Origin of the sequence: Isoptericola haloaureus, from assembly GCF_036689775.1 — a bacterium.
GTDB lineage: Bacteria > Actinomycetota > Actinomycetes > Actinomycetales > Cellulomonadaceae > Isoptericola > Isoptericola haloaureus.
The window spans coordinates 61,585-79,928 of record NZ_JBAGLP010000105.1 but is presented as its reverse complement, the minus strand read 5'-3'; the positions used below and the strand labels follow the sequence as shown (position 1 = coordinate 79,928).

The following is an 18,344-nucleotide window of genomic DNA, read 5'->3' as shown; positions in this document are numbered from 1 at the left end:
GGGTCGGCCGAGAGAGCACAGGCTGACCCACAGGCTCCCGGGGGCACCGCGACGACCGCGGTGCCCCCGGGCCACCACACCGCCCAGACACAGGAGTCACCATGGCGACGATCGCCGTCGACGACCGCAGCAGCGGGGCGTCCGGCCCGAGCCCCGCGGCCCCGCCCGGCCCCCGCCGGCGCCGGCCGGGCAGCCGGCTCAAGCTGCGCAACACCCTCATCGGGTGGAGCTTCATCCTGCCGAACTTCCTCGGCTTCGGTCTGCTGACCCTCATCCCCGTCGTCACGCTGTTCTACCTGTCGCTGACGGAGTGGAACGTGTTCGGCGGCGCCGAGTTCATCGGCCTGGACAACTACACGCGGATGATCGGCGACACCAGCTATCACACCGCGCTGTTCAACACGATCTACTACTCCGCCGTCCACATCCCCGCCACGCTGGTGGCGTCGCTGGGCCTGGCGCTGCTGCTCAACCGCAAGCTGCGCGGCGTGGCGTTCTTCCGCACGGTGGCGTTCTTCCCGTACATCACCTCGATCGTCGCCATCGCGGTCGTGTGGAACATGCTGTTCAGCCCGGAGTACGGCCCGATCAACCAGTTCCTGACGTTCCTCGGTGTGGACGACCCGCCCGGGTGGACGACGTCCGCGGACTCCTCGATGCCCGCCGTGATCATCGTCGGCGTGTGGCGCGAGATGGGCTACTACATGCTGCTGCTGCTCGCCGGTCTGCAGACCGTGCCGGGCGAGCTCTACGAGGCCGCCCGCGTCGACGGCGCCGGCGCCTGGGGCCGCTTCTGGAACGTCACGCTGCCGTGCCTGCGCCCCACGATGTTCTTCGTCACCGTGATCCTGACGATCAACAGCCTCAAGGTCTTCGACCTCATCCTCGTCATGACCGACGGCGGGCCCGGCCAGTCGACGCTGGTGCTGAGCCAGTTCATCTACTCCAAGGGCTTCGAGGAGAACCAGTTCGGGTACGCCTCCGCGGTGGCCGTGACCCTGTTCTTCATCTGCATCGCCGTGACGATCTTCCAGTTCTTCTGGAACCGCAGGAAGGACGCCTGATGACCACCGTCTCCCCGACGACCTCCGTCGACGCGTCGACCTCGCCGCTGCGGCCCGCCCAGGTGCGCGCCCGGTGGAAGCGCCAGGCGTCCCGCGCCGTCGGCTACGCCGCGCTGCTCGTGGCCGCCGCCGGCATCCTGCTGCCGTTCGTGTGGATGGTCATCTCCTCGCTGAAGGAGAACAACCAGGTCTTCACCGTGCCGCTGCAGTGGATCCCGGATCCCGTGGTCTGGCAGAACTACGTCGAGATCTGGGCCAAGTCCGACATGGTCACCTGGATCAAGAACACGCTGATCCTGTCCGTGAGCGTGACGTTCCTGCAGGTGCTGACCGGCAGCTTCGCCGCCTACGGGTTCTCCAAGATGCGGTTCCCCGGCCGCGACGCGCTGTTCCTGCTGTACGTGGCGACCATCGCGGTGCCGTGGCAGGCGTACATGATCCCGCAGTTCGTCATGCTCTCGAACATCGGGCTGTCGAACACCCTGTGGTCGATCCTGGCGCTGCAGACCTTCAGCGCGTTCGGCGTGTTCCTCATGAAGCAGTACTACGAGTCGATCCCGGAGTCGCTGTCCGAGGCGGCCCGGATCGACGGCATGAGCGAGTACGGCATCTGGCGGCGCATCATCCTGCCGCTGTCCACGCCGGCGATCGCCAGCCTGACGCTGCTGACCTTCGTCAACACCTGGAACGACTACCTCGGGCCGCTGATCTACCTGCGCAGCCCGGAGCTGTGGACGCTGCAGCTCGGTCTGCAGACGTTCGTCGGGCAGTACAACGCCGAGCACGCGCTCATCATGGCCGGCTCGGTGATCTCGGTGCTGCCGATCGCCGTCATCTTCCTGCTCGGGCAGAAGTTCTTCGTCCGCGGGATCGCCACCACGGGGGTCAAGGGATGAGTGCGAGCACCCGCCACCGGGGCCGCCGCCGGCTCGTCAGCCAGGAGATGTACGAGACGGTGTTCGGCACCGTGTACATCGGGCTGGCCACCAACGTCCTGCTCGTCGCGGCCACGCTGCCGCTGCTGGTGGTGCTGCTGGCCACCGACCCGACCGTGTCGTGGCCGGCGCTCGCGCTGCTCGCCCCGCTGCTGGCCCCGGCCCTGGTCGCCGCCTTCGCGGTGTTCACGGCGTTCTCCACCGACGGCTCGACCGCCGCGGTGCGGACCTTCTGGCGCGCCTACCGCCGGCACGCACGCCGGGCGCTGGCGATCGGTGCGCTGACGAGCGCCGTCGTCGTCGTCCTGGCCGTGGACGTCGTCGCCGTCTGGGGCGCACGGATCGGCGCCGCCGCCATCCCGGTGTTCGCCACGCTGCTGGTGCTGGCCGTGCTCACGGCCCTGGTCGCGCTCGCCGCGACCCCGGTGCTGCCCGGGGTGCGGCTGCGGGACCTGCTGCGCACCAGCCTCTACCTCGCGGTGCGCCGCTGGTACCTCAGCGTCACCGCGCTGGCGGTGCTCGGCCTGCTCGCCGGCGTGGTGGTCACCAGCCCGGCCATCGGGCTCGGGTTCGCCACCGCACCCCTGCTGTTCGTCGTCTGGGGCGGCTGCCGCGTCGCGCTGCGGTCCGTCGTGCCCGACGGCGCCACCCCGGCCGCGCACGGCACCGCCGTCCCCTCCTGAACCTCCCCACGGTGCCCCGGCGCCGGAAAGCGAGACCCACCGATGTCCTCCACCGACGTGCGCGACTCCGCGCCGGGTGCCGACCCCCGACCCGCCGACCGCCCCGGGGCGCTCGCGGCCGCCGTCGACGCCGCCGTGGCCACCGTGCGCCGCAACGCGGCCGCGTTCGGGTCGCTGTACCCCGACTCCACGACCCGCGACGACCGCTACCCGCTGCGCCCGGCCACCGACCGGTTCGCCGAGGGCGCCAACCGCGACTGGACCACCAGCTTCTGGCCCGGCATGCAGTGGCGTGCCGTCGAGCTCACCGGTGACGCCGACCTGCGGGCCGCCGCCCTGGCGCACGCCGCCGACTTCGCCCGCCGCGTGCACGCCGGGGAGGACCTCGACACCCACGACCTCGGGTTCCTGTACACGCTGTCGTGCGTCGACGCGTGGCGGCTGGCGGGCGACGAGGCCGCCCGGGACGCGGCGCTCGCGGCGGCGGACCACCTCATGACGCGGTTCCTGCCCTCGGCGGGGATCATCCAGGCGTGGGGCGACCTGTCCGACCCGGCCCAGCGCGGCCGGACCATCGTCGACAGCCTCATGAACATGCCGCTGCTGACCTGGGCCACGGAGATCACCGGCGACCAGCGGTACGCCGACGTCGTGGCCCGGCACGTGGTGCAGGTGCGCACCCACCTGCTGCGCGACGACGACTCGACCTTCCACACCTTCTACTGGGACCCGGAGACCGGTGAGCCGCTGCGCGGCGGCACCGAGCAGGGTGCCGGCGACGACTCCTGCTGGGCGCGCGGGCAGGCGTGGGGCATCTTCGGGTTCGCCCTGCACCACCGCACCTCGGGCGACCCGGAGTCGCTGCGGGCCTCGGAGCGGTGCGCCGAGTACTTCCTCGCCCACCTGCCCGCCGACGGCGTGCCGTTCTGGGACCTGGTGTACTCCGACGGCGCGGACGCGCCGCGCGACTCGTCCTCCGGGGCGATCGCGGCCTGCGGCCTGCTGGAGCTCGCCTCGGTGTCGCCCGACGCCGACCGCGCGGCCCGGTACGCCGCCGCCGCGCGGCGGATGGTCGCCGACCTCATCGCCGGGTACACCCCGGCCGCGCCCGAGGACGCCGACGCGCTGCTGCTGCACTCGGTCTACGACGCCCCGAAGAACAAGGGTGTGGACGAGGGCTGCCTGTGGGGCGACTACTACTACCTGGAGGCGCTGACCCGCCTCACGCTGCCCGGCTGGGTCTCGCCCTGGTGGCCGGCCGCCGCAGCCGTGCCCACACACGCCACGCTCACCGACACCGCCACCGAACCCGACGGAGGGACCGCATGATCCTCGACCAGTTCCGGCTCGACGGGAAGGTCGCGCTCGTGACGGGCACGAGCCGCGGCCTCGGCCAGGGCGCCGCGGTGGCGCTCGCCGAGGCGGGGGCCGACGTCGCGCTCCTGGACCGCAGCGAGCCCACCGAGACGATCTCCCGCATCAAGGCCCTGGGCCGGCGCGTGCACAGCGTGCAGCGGGACCTCGCCACGGCGACGGCGGAGGAGCTCGACGCCGCCGTCGCGGAGGTCGAGGACGTGCTCGGCCCGGTCGACGTGCTCGTCAACAACGCCGGCACCATCCGTCGGGCGCCGGCCGCCGAGCACCCGGCCGAGGACTGGGACACGGTGCTGGCCGTCAACCTCGACGCCGTGTTCCACCTGTCCCGCGCCGTCGGGCGGGGCATGCTCGAGCGCGGCTCGGGGAGCATCGTCAACGTCGCCTCGATGCTGTCCTTCCAGGGCGGCATCCTCGTCCCCGGCTACGCGGCATCCAAGCACGCCGTCGTCGGCCTGACCAAGGCGCTCGCCAACGAGTGGGCCGGGCGCGGCGTCAACGTCAACGCCGTCGCCCCCGGCTACATGGCCACCGACAACACCGCCCCCATCCGGGCGGACGCCGAGCGGGAGCAGTCCATCTCGGCGCGCATCCCCGCCGGACGGTGGGGCACCCCGGAGGACCTCGCCGGGATCTTCGTCTACCTCGCCTCGCCCGCCTCCGCCTACGTGCACGGTGCCGTCGTCCCCGTCGACGGCGGCTGGCTCGTGCGCTGAGCACCGACCGAAGGAGCATCATGGAACAGCGTTACGCCACCAACCCGGAGCAGATCCCCGGCCTGACGACGCAGGAGCTGCGCGACAAGTTCCTCGTCGAGGACCTCTTCGTGCCCGGCGAGGTCCGGACCGTCTACACCCACCACGACCGCATCGTCCTGGGCGGGGCCTTGCCCGGCGCCGAGCCGGTCGCCCTGCCGAACCCGGAGGAGCTGCGTGCCGAGTACTTCCTGCAGCGCCGCGAGGTGGGGATCGTCAACGTCGGCTCGCCGGGCACGGTCGTGGCCGACGGCGAGACCTACGAGCTGCCGACCCGCGCCCTGCTGTACATCGGCAGCGGAACCCAGGACGTGACGTTCGCGGGGGAGGGCGCGGCGTTCTACCTGTTCTCCGCCCCGGCTCACACCTCGTACCCGACCGTGCTCACGCTGCCCGGGGAGGGCAACACGCTCGAGCTGGGCGACCAGGTCACGTCGAACCGGCGCTCGCTGGAGCAGGTCGTGCACGCCAAGGGCGTGCAGTCCTGCCAGGTCGTCATGGGCGTCACGCGGCTGCACGAGGGCTCGATGTGGAACACGATGCCGGCGCACACCCACGACCGGCGCACCGAGTGCTACCTGTACTTCGACCTGCCCGAGGACGCCCGGGTGCTGCACCTGTGCGGCGAGCCCACCGAGACGCGGCACCTGACCGTGGCCGACCGGCAGGCGATCATCTCGCCGTCGTGGTCGGTGCACTCCGGGGTCGGCACGGCCAACTACTCGTTCGTCTGGGCGATGGCGGGGGAGAACCAGGACTTCACCGACATGGACGCGGTGCCGCCGACCGAGATCCGCTGACGTCGTCGCCCGCCGCGGTGCGTCGTCTCAGGCGGCCACCGCGGCGAGGCCGAGGGCCGCGCCGAGGATCATGGCGGGCCCGAAGGGCAGGTCGTCGCGCAGCGAGGTGCGACGCGCGGCCAGGAGCATCAGCGCGCCGACGGCGAAGACGACGAACGCCGCCAGCGTCCCGTACGCGACGGCCTGCCACCCCCACCAGCCGAGCAGCAGGCCCAGCACGCCGGCGAGCTTGACGTCGCCGAACCCGAGGCTGCTGGGCGAGATCATCGCGAGCACGAGGTAGACGGCGAACAGGGCGACGCCGCCGAGCACGGCCGTGAGCAGCCGGGACCAGTCGTCGCCGAGCGCCGCGGCGACGACGAGCCCGGCCAGGAGCCCGAGAGCGGCCGACCCGACGACGACGTCGGGCAGGCGGTAGGTCACCAGGTCGATCGGGATCAGCAGGCCGGCCGCGACGGCCACGACGGCGACGGCGACCAGCTCCGCCCAGGACGACGTGACGAGCGCGGCGCCGACGCCTCCCAGGCCGGCGAGCGGGCCCGTGACCCATCCGCGGAGCAGCCGGGACTCGCTGACGACGAACCGGCGCGCCCAGGGCGTGAGGAGGGCGGCGAGGAGGGCGCAGCACAGCGCCGTGGCGACCGCGGCGGCAGGGAGGGGGAGAGTCACTGGAGATTCAAGCCTCGGGCAATCATTTGATCGATCTATTAACGATGTTCTGTCCTGTTTTGTCCGCTCTATCCGACCAGAGGGACGGAAGGGGAGCGGGTGAAAACGCGGGAATCAGAGATTGTTCACCCGCTCATCGGTTGATCGATGTGAGTGCATCTACTTAGCGTCTTCACCAACACCTGGGTGACCCGTGGTCCGCAGCATCGAACCAGAATTGGACGAATCATGCACCTCCTGAACCTCATCTCTGACCGTTTCATGACCGTGGCGGCGCGTCGCAGCGACCGCGGCGCCACCGCCGTCGAGTACGGCCTGCTGGTCGGCCTGATCGCCGTGGCGATCATCGCCACCGTGCTGCTGCTGGGCAACCAGCTGGAGCAGCTGTTCGGCCTCGTCACGGACGAGCTTGCAGACGTCGACGGCGTCGTCGCTCCCTGATCTTTCAGCGCGGCGTCCGGCACTAGGGCCGGACGCCGCGTTTGGTTGCCTGTGCTCCTATCCGTTCGGTGGGGGCGAAGACAGTCTCTCGGAAGGGCCATGACCAGCATTCGTATTCGCCCGGCGGATGACCGCGGCGCCGCCGCTGTCGAGTTCGCGCTCGTGGCGCCGGTGCTGATCGCGCTCCTCCTCGGCATCGTGAGCTTCGGGTACGCCTACCACGTCCAGACGGTGCTCGGGAACGCCGCCCGCGACGGGGTGCGCGTGCTCGCGCTCTCCGACGGTGCCGATCCGGCGGCCGAGGCCCGTAGCGCGGCGATCTCCTCAGCCGCGCCCTCGGTGGCTCTGACGACCGGGCAGATCAGCGTCACGCCCGCCGCGGGATGCGACGCGGACGGTGCCCCGGAGAACGCCACCGTGGACATCACCGTGGCCGACGTGTCACTTCTCGGCGGCTTCCTCGCCGTCGACCTCACCGGATCGGGGACCATGCGATGCAACGGCTGACCGACCGACTCCGTCGGCTCCGCGCGACGGCCGACCGCGGGGCCTCCGCAGTCTTGGTAGGCCTGCTGGCCATCCCGCTCTTCGCCGTGGCCGCGATCGCGGTCGATGTCGCCGCGATGCACGCGGACAAGCAGATCCTGCAGACCGGTGCCGACGCCGCGGCCCTGGCCGTCGCCCAGGACTGCGCTCGCGACGAGTGCACGGACACCGCCGCCACGGCCGAGGAGCTGGCCGACGCCAACACCCCCTTCGGTGGTGACCCGACGGCGACGATCACCACGCTCGACACCGCAGCCGGTGTGGTCACCGTGCGGACGGACTCGTCGCGGAACCACTTCTTCGCGCCGGTGATCGGCCAGGACGAGGGCGACATCGCCGCCGTGGCCACTGCGCAGTGGGGATACCCCACGACCGGCGCCGGCATGCTGCCCTACATCCTGTCGTACTGCGAGGTCGTGCATCAGGCCGGGGCCGTCGAGGTGTACGACGACGGCGTCCTGGTCGGGGTCGACTTCCCGCAGGATGCCGATCCCGTGACCTTCGAGTTCACCAAGACCAGCGACTCGGACTGCACCGGGCCGTCCGGGAACGTGCTGCCGGGCGGTTTCGGGTGGCTCGAGGGGTCGGACGACTGCACCGGCCCGGTGGGGTCGGTCGGCGACTGGGTGCCGTCGTCCCCTGGAGCGTCTCCTCCCAACGAGTGCGACCCGAGCGACTTCGACGACATGCTCGGCGAGACGATCCTCATCCCGATCTTCTCCGAGGAGAACGACGCGGGCGGGTCGAACGGCGAGTACCGCCTCCTCGGTTTCGCGGCCTTCACCCTGCTCGGGTACGACTTCACCGGCCAGTACCACAGCGAGGGTGACTCGAAGCTGTGCAAGGACGAGGGCCTCGACCCCTCGGCCCGGTGCCTGCAGGGCACCTTCGAGCACTTCGTGGACGCGACCGGTGGGTTCGATCTCGGCACTGACGGACCCCAGCTCGGCGCCGCCGTCGTCGAGCTCACCCTGACTGAAGACTAGGAAGACCCCTGTGAACCGTCGCATCATCGCGGCCGTCGTGGCCGCACTCCTGGCGCTCGCCGGGGGCGTGCTCACCTACACCTACGCCGCCGGCGCCGACAGCCGGGCCATGGCGGACCTGGAGCCCACCGCGGTGCTGACCGTCGTGGAGACCGTCTCCGAGGGCACCCCGGCCGACGCGTTGACGCTCGACGAGGACGTCGTGAGCACGGAGGTGCCGGCCGGGACGGTCGTCCCGGGGGCGGTCAGCGACCTGGCCGACCTCGAGGGTCTCGTCGCCACCGCCGACCTGCTTCCCGGCGAGCAGGTCGTGGCCGAGCGGTTCGTCGACCCCGAGGACCTCGACGGCCCCGTCGAGGTCCCGGAGGGTTTCCACACGCTGAGCCTCCAGCTCACCACGGAGCGTGTCGTCGGCGGGGCCGTGCAGCCCGGCGACACGGTCGGCGTCTTCGTCTCGATGGAGAGCACAGGGGACGGTGACGACGGGAGCGAGGACGGTGAGGACACGACGTCGTCGACGCACCTCGTCTTCCACAAGGTGCTCGTCACCGACGTCCGGGGCGGGATCCAGCAGCAGCGCACCGAGGACGGCGAGGAGACCGAGACGGCTCCTGAGGACGCCATCATGGTCACCATCGCGCTGTCCCCGCCGGACGCCGAGAAGTTCGTGTTCTCGGCCGAGTACGCCAGCATCTGGCTCTCCCTCGAACCCGAGGAGGCGAAGGAGGGGCAGACGCGGGTGGTCGACCCGGAGGTGATCTTCGAGTGAACAACGTCCTGCTCGCCACCGACTCCCGGGCGCTCCTCGACCGCGTGCACGCGGCGGCCGACGGCGCCTGCATCGGGGTGCACGCCAGCCCGCTGCCCACCGACCCGGCCGTGTTCCTCGGCCAGGTCCGTCGCACCGAGCTGCCGGACATCGTCGTCCTCGACGCCACCCAGGCTCGTCCGCAGGCGGTGGCCCTCGCCGGCAGCTTCGACCGGCTCTTCCCGGGTATCGGGCTCGTGCTGGTCGCCGAGCCGGACGACAGCCTCGTCATCGAGGCCCTACGGGCGGGCGTGCGCGACGTCGTGCCTCCGGACGTCACCGTCGAGCAGATGCGCGAGGTGCTGGCCCGCGTCGGGGACGCCACGCGCGTGCGGCGGGGGGCTGGGCACTCGGGCGAGATGGCGCTCGGCGCGGCGAGCTGGGACCCGGTGGTCGACGCCTCCGGTCCCAGCCGGGTCATCTCCGTCCTGTCCCCCAAGGGGGGCGTCGGCAAGACCACGGTCGCGACCAACCTCGCCGTGGGCCTGGCTGCCGCGCAGCCCGGGTCGACGGTGCTCGTCGACCTCGATCTGCAGTTCGGGGACGTCGCCACCGCCCTCGGGCTCGAACCGGAGTCGACCCTCGGGGACATCGTCACCCACGGCGGCCACCAGGACCCGATCGCGCTGAAGACGCGGCTCACCCAGCACTCGTCGGGTCTGCTCGTCGCCGGGGCGCCCAGCGACCCGGCCTCCGCCGACGTCGTCACGCCCGAGCACGTCGGGGCGCTGCTGGACCAGCTCACCGAGCTGTTCCCCTACGTCGTCATCGACACCGCCGCCGGCCTCGGCGCCCACACGCTCGCCGCCGGGGACCACACGACCGACCCGCTGCTCGTGACGAGCATGGACGTACCGGGCGTGCGGGGACTGCGCAAGGAGCTCGACGCCCTCAACGACCTGGGGATGATGACCGACTCGCGGCGCATCCTGCTCAACTTCGCGGATCCGCGGGCCGGTCTGAGCCTCGGGGACGTCGAGGCGACGCTCGGGGTCCGCGTCGACCTGTCGATGCCGCACACGCGCGCCGCGGTCGTGTCCATGAACATGGGCGAACCGCTGACGACCCGCCAGCCCCGCGACGCCGCAGCGAAGGTGCTCCGCAAGCTTCAGGCGACCTACCAGGGCGCCAACGCCCCGCGGGGCCGCAAGTCCGGCAAGAAGGTGAGGTCCTGATGGATCTGGCATCCCGCCTGGCCGCCGCCAAGCGCGTCTCCGGCCAGACGCCCGTCGACCCCGCTGGCCGCCACCGGCTCGACGAGCAGCCGCCCGCCGACGCCGAGCTGACCGTCCCGCTGCCCCCGCAGCAGACCCCGCAGCCGGCGATCCCGGAACGTCCCGAGCGTCCGGCCGTCGAGACCGGCGCCCGGCCGACCCGTCCGGCGTCCCCGGACGAGCGCGACCCGCTGACGCAGCTCAAGGAGCGGGCCACCAAGGAGCTCTACTCGCGGTTGGGCTCCCGGCTCACCGACCCGCGGCTGGACGAGGAGCAGCTCCACCAGCTCGTACGCTCCGAGCTCGCCTCCGTCGTCGAGGCGCAGCGGTCCCCCTTGTCGAGCGAGGAGCGTCAGCGCCTCATCGAGGAGGTGCGCAACGACGTCCTGGGGCTGGGGCCCCTGCAGGTCCTGCTCGACGACCCGGAGATCAGCGAGATCATGGTCAACGGCCACGACTCCGTGTATGTCGAGCGCGCCGGCCGCCTGCACCGGTCCACGGCCCGGTTCAGCTCGGAGGAGCACCTCCGGCAGATCATCGAGCGCATCGTCTCCCGCATGGGCCGCCGTGTGGACGAGGCCTCGCCGCTCGTGGACGCGCGCCTCGACGACGGGTCGCGTGTCAACGCGATCATCCCGCCGCTGGCCTTCCACGGTTCCGCGCTGACCATCCGCAAGTTCGCGCAGAACCCCTACACCGTCGAGGACCTGCTGCGGTTCAACACGATGACCTCGGAGATGGCCGACCTGCTGCGCGCCTGCGTCGAGGCCAAGCTGAACGTCATCGTCTCGGGCGGGACCGGTACCGGAAAGACGACGTTGCTCAACGTCCTGTCCGCGTTCATCCCGGGCGACGAGCGCATCATCACGATCGAGGACGCGATCGAGCTCCAGCTCCAGCAGGAGCACGTGGTGCGGCTCGAGTCCCGCCCGCCGAACCTCGAGGGCCGGGGCGAGATCACGATCCGCGACCTGGTGCGCAACTCCCTGCGCATGCGCCCCGACCGCATCGTCGTCGGTGAGGTCCGTGGCGGGGAGACCCTGGACATGCTGCAGGCCATGAACACCGGTCATGACGGGTCCCTGTCCACCGTGCACGCCAACTCGCCGCGCGACGCCATGTCCCGCCTGGAGACGCTCGTGCTGATGGCCGGGATGGACCTTCCGCTGCGAGCCGTCCGTGAGCAGATCTCGTCGGCCGTCGACGTCGTCATCCAGCTCAGCCGGTTGCGCGACGGCACCCGCCGGATCACCTCGGTCACCGAGGTGCACGGCATGGAGGGCCAGACGGTCACGCTGCAGGACATCTTCACCTTCGACTACGCCGCCGGGACCGACACGGCGACGGGCCGGTTCCTCGGCCGCGCCCGGCCGACCGGCGTGCGCCCGCGGTTCTCCGACCACATCCAGGAGCTGGGCATTCCGCTGTCGCCCACGATCTTCGGCGCCGACGCGGTCAGGGCGCTGTGAGCCCGGCATTGTGGGGGCCGCTCGCCGTCGGCCTCGCTCTCGTCCTCGGCGGGTTCGTGCTGGTCGCACCCCACCGGGCACACCTGCCGAAGTCTCGGCGTCGCCCGGAGGCCGCCCCTGAGGACGGCGCGCTCGCCGAGGCCGCGGCGACCGCGACCCGGCTCGTCGCCAAGGCGATGCGTCGTCGCGAGGGCAGCGTGGCGATCGCGCTCGACCTGGCCGGCGTCCGCCGCCGGCCCCAGGACGTGGTGTTCCTCGTCCTGGTGGCGTTCGTGGTGCTCGGCGCGTTGGGCCTGCTCCTCGGCGGGCCGTGGCTGATGATCCTCTTCGCGATCGTGGCGCCGGTCGCCACCGTGCTCTGGGTGCGCGTGCGGACCAGTCGGCGGCGGGCGGCCTTCGCCGACCAGCTCGACGACACCCTCCAGCTCATCGCGGGCAGCCTGCGGGCCGGGCACAGCCTGCTCCAGGCGCTGGCCGGCGTCGCGCAGCAGGCCGACGACCCGACCAGCTCCGAGCTCGCGCGGATCGTCAACGAGACGCGCGTCGGCCGGCCGCTGTCGGTGGCGCTGGAGGAGGCGGCGATCCGCATGGCGAACGAGGACTTCAGCTGGGTCTCCCAGGCCATCACCATCAACCGCGAGGTCGGCGGCAACCTCGCCGACGTGCTCGAGGGTGTCGGCGTCACCATCCGGGAACGGAACCAGATCCGTCGGCACGTCGAGGCGCTCTCCGCCGACGGACGCCTCTCCGGCATCATCCTCGTCGCCCTGCCCTTCCTCGTCGCCGGGTTCCTGCTGCTGACGAACCCCACCTACCTGGCCCCGTTCATCCAGAACCCCCTGGGGATCGCCGCGCTCGTCGTCTGCGCGATCCTGCTCGTCATCGGGACGCTCTGGATGCGCAAGGTCGTGACGATCAGGTTCTGACATGACGACACCCGTGATTCTTGCCGTCCTCACCGTCTCGCTGGCCGTCGGGCTGGGCATCTGGCTCGTCTTCGGTGCGTTCGCTCCTGAGCGTCGCCGTGCGGTGGAGAACCTGCACCGTGGCCACGTCGCGACACCCGTGGCCCGGTCGCTGACCGCGCCCACCGCGACCCGTCCCGCGCAGGCGTCGCTCGGCCGCCGACTGACCGCCGCGCCGCTGGTCGGCCTGCTCGAACGGCAGTACGTCCGGGCCGGTCGTCCGCCGGACTGGCCCGTCGACCGCCTGCTGACGGTCAAGCTGCTCTGGGCGCCCGTCGGCATCCTGCTCGTGCTGTGGGCGGTGGCGAGCAACGCGTCGCCCCTGCTCACCGGGACGGTCTTCGTGGTCGCCGTCGTCACGTACTTCCTGCCGGAGCTGCTGCTCCTCAGCCGGGCGCAGAACCGGGAACAGCAGATCCAGATCGAGCTCGCCGACACCCTCGACCAGCTCACCATCGTCGTCGAGGCCGGCGTCGGGTTCGAGTCGGCCCTGTCCCGCGTGGCGCAGAACGGCCGCGGGGTGCTCGCCGAGGAGCTGACGCGCACCCTGCAGGACATGCGCATGGGGCTCTCGCGGCGACAGGCGCTGGAGGACCTGGCCGAACGCACCGCCGTCGTCGACCTGCGCCGGTTCGTGCGCTCGCTGCTGCAGGCGGACGCCCACGGCGTGTCCATCGGCGACGTGCTGCGCACCCAGGCGGCCGAGATGCGGGTGCGGCGGCGTCAGCGCGCTGAGGAGAAGGCGCAGCGGGTGCCCGTGCTCGTGCTGATGCCGCTGATGCTGTGCATCCTGCCGGTGCTGTTCATCGTCATCATGACGCCGGTAGTGCTCGACATCATCAGCGCCTTCATGTACGTCTGACCTGTAGGAGTCCTGACTCAGGCGGCAAACGCCTTGCGCTCGTCCGGCATGAGGATCCAGAAGACGATGTACGCCAACACCTGCGGGCCGGGGATGAACACGGACGCGACGGTCAGGACGCGGACCAGCGTCCGGTCCCAGCCGAGGTAGTCCGCGATGCCGGCGCACACGCCGCCGAACACACGGCCGTGGCTCGGGCGGTACAGCTTGCGGGGTCGGGCTGCGGGGACTGCTTGAGGGGTGCTCATGCCTCGACGATAGGCATGACGACGGTCCCGCGGAATCGGGGGATACCCCGACTTCACCCCGGAGTCCGTTCCGGGGGCGGGAGTGACGAGCGGGGAACGGTGCGGCACACAGGAGGTCAAGGACCTCTCGACACCCTTGAATCTCCGTCCGAATTGGCCGTAATGTTGCCGCCATCACCCGATGTTGGGTCATGGGACGGGGTCGAGACGGTGGCTCCTGTACGGATCGACGAGGAGCTTGCATGGTGTTGCCCCCTTCCCCGGTGTCCGGTCGGCCTGGTCGCTCGGGGGTGGTCGCGGCGAGCGCTGCCCTGGCACTGACCGGCGGGATGCTGGTGCCGGCGAGCGCGGTGGCCGCCGAGGTGGAACCGTCGGCCTCGCCGTCGAGCTCGGCGTCTCCGTCGCCCAGCGCTGAGCCGGAGCCGGCGAGCACGCCCTCGGTGGACCCGTCCCCGACGTCGCCCCCGTCCGCGTCGCCTTCTCCGGAGCCGTCGGCCACGGCGTCGGCCGACGAGGCGACGGGGACGAAGATCTGGGTCGACGGACAGCTCTGCGGCGAGGCGATGCCCGAGGTGGGGCTCGACGGCCGCGACTACTTCGAGATGTCGATCGCGGCGACGCTTGCGGACGCGGGTGCATCCGAGGCGAAGGTGGCGATCTGGCTGCCGGACGGCACGGTCAAGGAGCAGTGGAGGACGGAGGTCGTCGACGGCCAGATCGCCGACAAGACCTGGGGTACCTGGCGCTACGGCGGGGACGGCATCCACACTGTCGCCGTCGCGGCGGTCCAGGAAGACGGCACGTACGGTGACCCGGCGAGCTGTGAGGTCGACGTCACCTGGGGGCCGCAGGGCGTGGTGCGGCCCGCACCGGTGCTGGTCGCCGACGCGGTCTACGCCACCGGGCGGTCCCGCGGCGGCGTCGGCGTCCCCGGTGCGTTCGTCGTCGCGGAACCGAGCGAGGCGAACGTCGTCGCCTACGAGTACGCGTTCACCGACGGCCCCGTCGACGACTCGTTCACCGGGTGGACCAGGATCGAGGCCGAGCCGAACACGGTCATTCCCTTCACTCCGACGCACGCCGGGGAACAGCGGCTGACGATCTCCGAGGTGAACGACGCCGGCCTGCACGGGTGGCAGTTCACACATGGCATCGAGGTCGCCGACGGCGACCCGGAGCCGACGCCACCGGTGTTCACCGTTGCCGAGCCGGCGGACGAGGAGCCCGACGACGGCCGGATCCCGGTCGAGGCGGTGCTCTCCCGGGAGATCGGGACGCGGGCGATGGGGGAGGTCGTCGTCCGCCAGAACGACAGGCAGGTCGGCCGGGCCGAGGTGGAGCTGCGGACGCAGGAGATCGTGCTGGAGCAGGAGGAGGTCGGGAGCGGGTTCCAGACGCTCGAGGTCGAGTACCGTCAGTTCCCGGACGCCGAGCCGGCGACAGTGACCCAGCAGATCTGCGCCGCGGCGTGCGACTTCTCCGGGGGTGACGTCACGATCTCGCGGATCCGCGGCGAGCTCCGCGCCGAGCCGGCCGGGTTCTCCCCGGAGCCGGCGGCCTACACCTACCAGTGGCTCCGGGACGGGGACCCGATCCCCGGGGAGACCGACGAGAGGTACCTCACCGTCCCCACCGATGCCGGGCACCGCATCACCGTGCAGGCCACCGCGACCGGTCCACGGATGAACGGACGGACACTCGAGTCGGCGCCGGCCGACCTGCCCGGCTACGACGTCGGCGCCCGTTACGGGGTGGTCACGACCGGCGACGACGACCTCCCCCAGATCTTCCTCGACTTCGCCGACGGGCAGACGGCCGGCGACCCCGGGGAGCGGCGGGAACTCGCGGCCGTCGCGGTGGAGCCCACCTCCGACACCTACCGGGTGTGCCGCGGCGGGAGCCCGTCGGACGGGTGCGACCTGTGGTTCGAGATGGAGGGCTTCGTCCAGGGCCTGGGATGGCAGGGCTGGAAGCGTTACGGCCAGTGGGGGAACTACTACGTCGGTTCGGTCGGCGAGAACAGGATGCTGAAGGCCTTCCGGATCGATGCCGCTGGTCCGGTCTCGGAGTACTACGACGTGTACTACAAGGCCTTCGTGCCGCAGCTGGGCGGCTGGCTGGGCTGGGCGAAGAACGGTGAGCGTGCGGGCGCCCGCGGTCACGGCTACCGCGTCGAGGCGGTGAAGATCAAGGTGCTTCCCCGGGGCCAGGAGCCTGGAGCGTCGTGGACCGGCAACGCAGCCTTCTACGACCGGTGGGAGCAGTCTCAGCTGACGGTGCGGCCGTACCTGGAGCCGGTGGGCAAGTGGTGGAAGGGGCAGTGGAAGTCTGCTCAGATCGGCGGTCACACGGCGGGATGGCCGAAGACGCACAAGCGCCTGGACGCCCTGCGGGTGTCGGTCGACGGGCACCGGTACTCGGGAGGCATCAAGGTCAAGGCTCGCGTCAAGGGCGACGGGTGGCGGTCGTTCTCCTGGAACGGCAGGACGGCGGGCTCGACGGGCCGGCCCGTCACGTCGGCGTACAAGATGACGCTGACCGGGCAGATGGCCGAGCACTACGACGTGTACTACCGGGTACGGGTCGACGGCCACGGCTGGCTGGGCTGGGCGAAGAACGGGGGCAAGGCCGGCACGCGGAGCTACGGTGAGCGTCCGACGTCGGTGCAGGTCCTGCTGGTCGACAAGGGCGGTCCTCGTCCGGTCAGCCCGTTGCGCAGCACGGCGTCCTTCATCCGCTGAGGTCCGGCGTCACCGAGCGCGGGACACCAGGTGCTCGGGAACGAGCTCCTCGCCGTGGATCCCCTCCAGCAGCGCGGCGTCGATCGGCGTGCCGCGGCGGAGCACGCTGATCGACCCGGTGGACTCGAGCAGGGCCACCGCGACGTCGTCGTACCGGTGGACCCCGGCGAGCCGGAGCGTCGAGCGCAGCTCGCTCAGGGTGACGTGGGCGCGGCGGAGCTGGGCGGGCAGCACCGTCCCGTCGGCCATGAGCAGGACTGGCTGGGACGTGATCGCCCGGGCGCCGAACGGCCGCACGATGAGCGCCCCCGCGATCGACTGCAGCGCGATGAGCGTCAGCATGGCGACCAGCCCGCCGCCGAGGACGGCGACGTCACCGAGGGCCGCGCGGCCCAGGATCGCGCCGAACGCGATGATGGCGACGAGGTCGTAGTTCGACATCGCGCCGAGCATGCGCTGCCCGATCACCCGCACCAGCAGCATCATCGCCAGGTACATGCCGGTGGTCGCGAGCACGACGGCGACCGCCTCGGTCGGGGAGAGCCAGAGCAGGTCGCTCAGGGACTGGTCGAACATGGCAGACGCTTTCCTCTTCTCGGCGGGGGCTTCCCACCGAGAATGCCACGGCGAGTCCCTCCGGACCGCCGCCGGCCCATGACCAGGTTCAGACCAGGGACACCTTGCGCTTCCACGAGTGCAGGGTCCACCCGAGGCACACGGCACCGAGGAGCAGCAGCGCCGGCACGAACCCGACCGGCACGGCGACCAGGGACGCGAACGTGAGGATCTGACCGGCGATGTACAAGCCGACCCAGACGAGGATCGGGCCGCCGACGCCGAGCCGGGTGACACACGCGCCGGACGTCGTCAAGCGGCGTGGCTCGCGCAAGGAACCCCGGGCACGCGACACAGTCAGGGCATGAGACGCGCGGTGGCGGCCCTGGCCTGCACGATCGCCGGCACGACGACGGTGCTCGCGGCGGGGTGCGCCGGTCTCGGTGCGCCCGGCGCGTCGGGCGGCGCTGCGAACGACGTCGTCTACACGTGCTGGGGTCAACCCGTGCCGGCGTCCGCGCTGGACGAGCAGCGGTCCGCCGAGACGCTCGGCGACGACGGTCGGGCGGCGCTCGACGGCATGGAGGTGCCCGCCGTCGACCCCGCCGACTGGTGGGTCGTCACCGAGACCCCGGAGCGGCTCGCGCTCGTCCGTGAGCTCGACGCCGTCGACGACCGGGGCGCCGGGGACGTGCGTACCCACGAGATGCTGACCGTCGACAACCTCGAGGCTGCCGCCGTCGACCCCGTCGAGGACTGGATGCTGGACAGCTACGGGTCGTGCGCCCTGCACCGCGACGTCGGCGGCGACGTCGCGATCGTGACCCTCGACCCGGACCGGCCGCCGGACCCGACCTCGCGCGAGCTGAACCTGCTGGTCACGGAGATGGCGTGCAACTCCGGCCAGGACGCCGCGGGCCGCGTGCGGGTGGCCGAGCAGCGCGAGACGACGACGGCGGTGCACCTGGCGGTCGTCGTCGACCCGCACGGTGGTGCGCACGACTGCCAGTCGAACCCGGCGACCCCCTACGCCGTCGAGCTGGACGAGGCGTTGGGGGAGCGGGTGGTGCTGGACGTGGGTGTGGCGCCGCCGCGTGAGCTCAGGATGCCGGACGCGGCGGCGCCGTAGGGCGACGGGCGCTCGGTCCTGAACCCGCCCTCCGGTACCGTAGATAGACGTCCAGCGGTATAGTAGAAAGCTGGCGAACGGTACAGTAGAGGTCTGCGAA

20 protein-coding genes are annotated in these 18,344 nt (G+C 71.4%); 16 read left to right on the top strand and 4 right to left on the bottom strand.

What is annotated here, in order from left to right; translation table 11 throughout:
* Positions 1-101 precede the first annotated feature (101 nt).
* Genes V5O49_RS02395 through kduI form a run of 6 tightly spaced genes read left to right on the top strand, consistent with a single transcriptional unit; the run spans position 102 to position 5,611 of the window.
* Positions 102-1,064, top strand: coding sequence for a carbohydrate ABC transporter permease (locus V5O49_RS02395; RefSeq protein WP_278235985.1), 963 nt, complete (start codon positions 102-104; stop codon positions 1,062-1,064).
* Positions 1,064-1,960, top strand: a complete 897-nt coding sequence (locus tag V5O49_RS02390; RefSeq protein WP_332900830.1) for a carbohydrate ABC transporter permease — start codon at positions 1,064-1,066, stop codon at positions 1,958-1,960. The genes V5O49_RS02395 and V5O49_RS02390 overlap by 1 nt, the downstream gene beginning before the upstream one ends.
* The gene (locus tag V5O49_RS02385) at positions 1,957-2,682 is read left to right on the top strand and encodes a DUF624 domain-containing protein (protein ID WP_332900829.1); all 726 of its coding nucleotides are present in this window, start codon (positions 1,957-1,959) and stop codon (positions 2,680-2,682) included. The genes V5O49_RS02390 and V5O49_RS02385 overlap by 4 nt, the downstream gene beginning before the upstream one ends.
* A gap of 42 nt (positions 2,683-2,724) precedes the next feature.
* A complete protein-coding gene (locus V5O49_RS02380) occupies positions 2,725-4,011 on the top strand; it encodes a glycoside hydrolase family 88 protein (protein WP_332900828.1) in 1,287 nt (428 codons plus the stop codon).
* On the top strand, positions 4,008-4,772 hold the full coding sequence (kduD, locus tag V5O49_RS02375) for a 2-dehydro-3-deoxy-D-gluconate 5-dehydrogenase KduD (RefSeq protein ID WP_332900827.1): 765 nt from the start codon (positions 4,008-4,010) through the stop codon (positions 4,770-4,772). Before V5O49_RS02380 ends, kduD begins: the two co-directional genes overlap by 4 nt.
* A gap of 20 nt (positions 4,773-4,792) precedes the next feature.
* Positions 4,793-5,611: a 5-dehydro-4-deoxy-D-glucuronate isomerase gene (kduI, locus tag V5O49_RS02370; protein WP_332900826.1), complete on the top strand. Its 819-nt coding sequence runs from the start codon at positions 4,793-4,795 to the stop codon at positions 5,609-5,611.
* Positions 5,612-5,638: 27 nt separating this feature from the next.
* Here kduI and V5O49_RS02365 read toward each other — a convergent pair whose 3' ends face one another.
* The gene (locus tag V5O49_RS02365; protein WP_332900825.1) at positions 5,639-6,280 is read right to left on the bottom strand and encodes a prepilin peptidase; all 642 of its coding nucleotides are present in this window, start codon (positions 6,278-6,280) and stop codon (positions 5,639-5,641) included.
* Positions 6,281-6,508: 228 nt separating this feature from the next.
* On the opposite strand from V5O49_RS02365, the gene V5O49_RS02360 reads away from it, so the two are divergent.
* From V5O49_RS02360 to V5O49_RS02325, 8 genes are all read left to right on the top strand, one after another.
* Positions 6,509-6,721, top strand: a complete 213-nt coding sequence (locus tag V5O49_RS02360; RefSeq protein ID WP_332900824.1) for a Flp family type IVb pilin — start codon at positions 6,509-6,511, stop codon at positions 6,719-6,721.
* Between the two features lie 99 nt (positions 6,722-6,820).
* A complete protein-coding gene (locus V5O49_RS02355; RefSeq protein ID WP_332900823.1) occupies positions 6,821-7,228 on the top strand; it encodes a TadE/TadG family type IV pilus assembly protein in 408 nt (135 codons plus the stop codon).
* Entirely contained in the window at positions 7,216-8,253 is a 1,038-nt protein-coding gene (locus tag V5O49_RS02350; protein ID WP_332900822.1) for a pilus assembly protein TadG-related protein, read from the top strand. Before V5O49_RS02355 ends, V5O49_RS02350 begins: the two co-directional genes overlap by 13 nt.
* A gap of 10 nt (positions 8,254-8,263) precedes the next feature.
* The gene (gene cpaB / locus V5O49_RS02345) at positions 8,264-9,022 is read left to right on the top strand and encodes a Flp pilus assembly protein CpaB (RefSeq protein WP_332900821.1); all 759 of its coding nucleotides are present in this window, start codon (positions 8,264-8,266) and stop codon (positions 9,020-9,022) included.
* The gene (locus V5O49_RS02340) at positions 9,019-10,236 is read left to right on the top strand and encodes a CpaE/TadZ family protein (protein WP_332900820.1); all 1,218 of its coding nucleotides are present in this window, start codon (positions 9,019-9,021) and stop codon (positions 10,234-10,236) included. The genes cpaB and V5O49_RS02340 overlap by 4 nt, the downstream gene beginning before the upstream one ends.
* Entirely contained in the window at positions 10,236-11,744 is a 1,509-nt protein-coding gene (locus V5O49_RS02335; protein WP_332900819.1) for a TadA family conjugal transfer-associated ATPase, read from the top strand. The genes V5O49_RS02340 and V5O49_RS02335 overlap by 1 nt, the downstream gene beginning before the upstream one ends.
* A complete protein-coding gene (locus tag V5O49_RS02330; RefSeq protein WP_332900818.1) occupies positions 11,741-12,670 on the top strand; it encodes a type II secretion system F family protein in 930 nt (309 codons plus the stop codon). Before V5O49_RS02335 ends, V5O49_RS02330 begins: the two co-directional genes overlap by 4 nt.
* 1 nt (position 12,671) lies before the next feature.
* The gene (locus tag V5O49_RS02325; protein WP_332900817.1) at positions 12,672-13,571 is read left to right on the top strand and encodes a type II secretion system F family protein; all 900 of its coding nucleotides are present in this window, start codon (positions 12,672-12,674) and stop codon (positions 13,569-13,571) included.
* Between the two features lie 17 nt (positions 13,572-13,588).
* On the opposite strand, the gene V5O49_RS02320 is transcribed toward V5O49_RS02325, so the two are convergent.
* On the bottom strand, positions 13,589-13,819 hold the full coding sequence (locus V5O49_RS02320) for a PspC domain-containing protein (protein ID WP_332900816.1): 231 nt from the start codon (positions 13,817-13,819) through the stop codon (positions 13,589-13,591).
* A gap of 242 nt (positions 13,820-14,061) precedes the next feature.
* Between V5O49_RS02320 and V5O49_RS02315 the strand changes: the two genes are divergently transcribed.
* On the top strand, positions 14,062-16,560 hold the full coding sequence (locus V5O49_RS02315) for a hypothetical protein (protein WP_332900815.1): 2,499 nt from the start codon (positions 14,062-14,064) through the stop codon (positions 16,558-16,560).
* Positions 16,561-16,569: 9 nt separating this feature from the next.
* On the opposite strand, the gene V5O49_RS02310 is transcribed toward V5O49_RS02315, so the two are convergent.
* Both V5O49_RS02310 and V5O49_RS02305 read right to left on the bottom strand, forming a co-directional pair.
* Positions 16,570-17,136, bottom strand: coding sequence for a DUF421 domain-containing protein (locus V5O49_RS02310; protein WP_332900814.1), 567 nt, complete (start codon positions 17,134-17,136; stop codon positions 16,570-16,572).
* 88 nt (positions 17,137-17,224) lie between these two features.
* The gene (locus V5O49_RS02305) at positions 17,225-17,431 is read right to left on the bottom strand and encodes a hypothetical protein (RefSeq protein WP_332900813.1); all 207 of its coding nucleotides are present in this window, start codon (positions 17,429-17,431) and stop codon (positions 17,225-17,227) included.
* Positions 17,432-17,479: 48 nt separating this feature from the next.
* Between V5O49_RS02305 and V5O49_RS02300 the strand changes: the two genes are divergently transcribed.
* The gene (locus V5O49_RS02300) at positions 17,480-18,244 is read left to right on the top strand and encodes a hypothetical protein (RefSeq protein WP_332900812.1); all 765 of its coding nucleotides are present in this window, start codon (positions 17,480-17,482) and stop codon (positions 18,242-18,244) included.
* Positions 18,245-18,344: the final 100 nt, after the last annotated feature.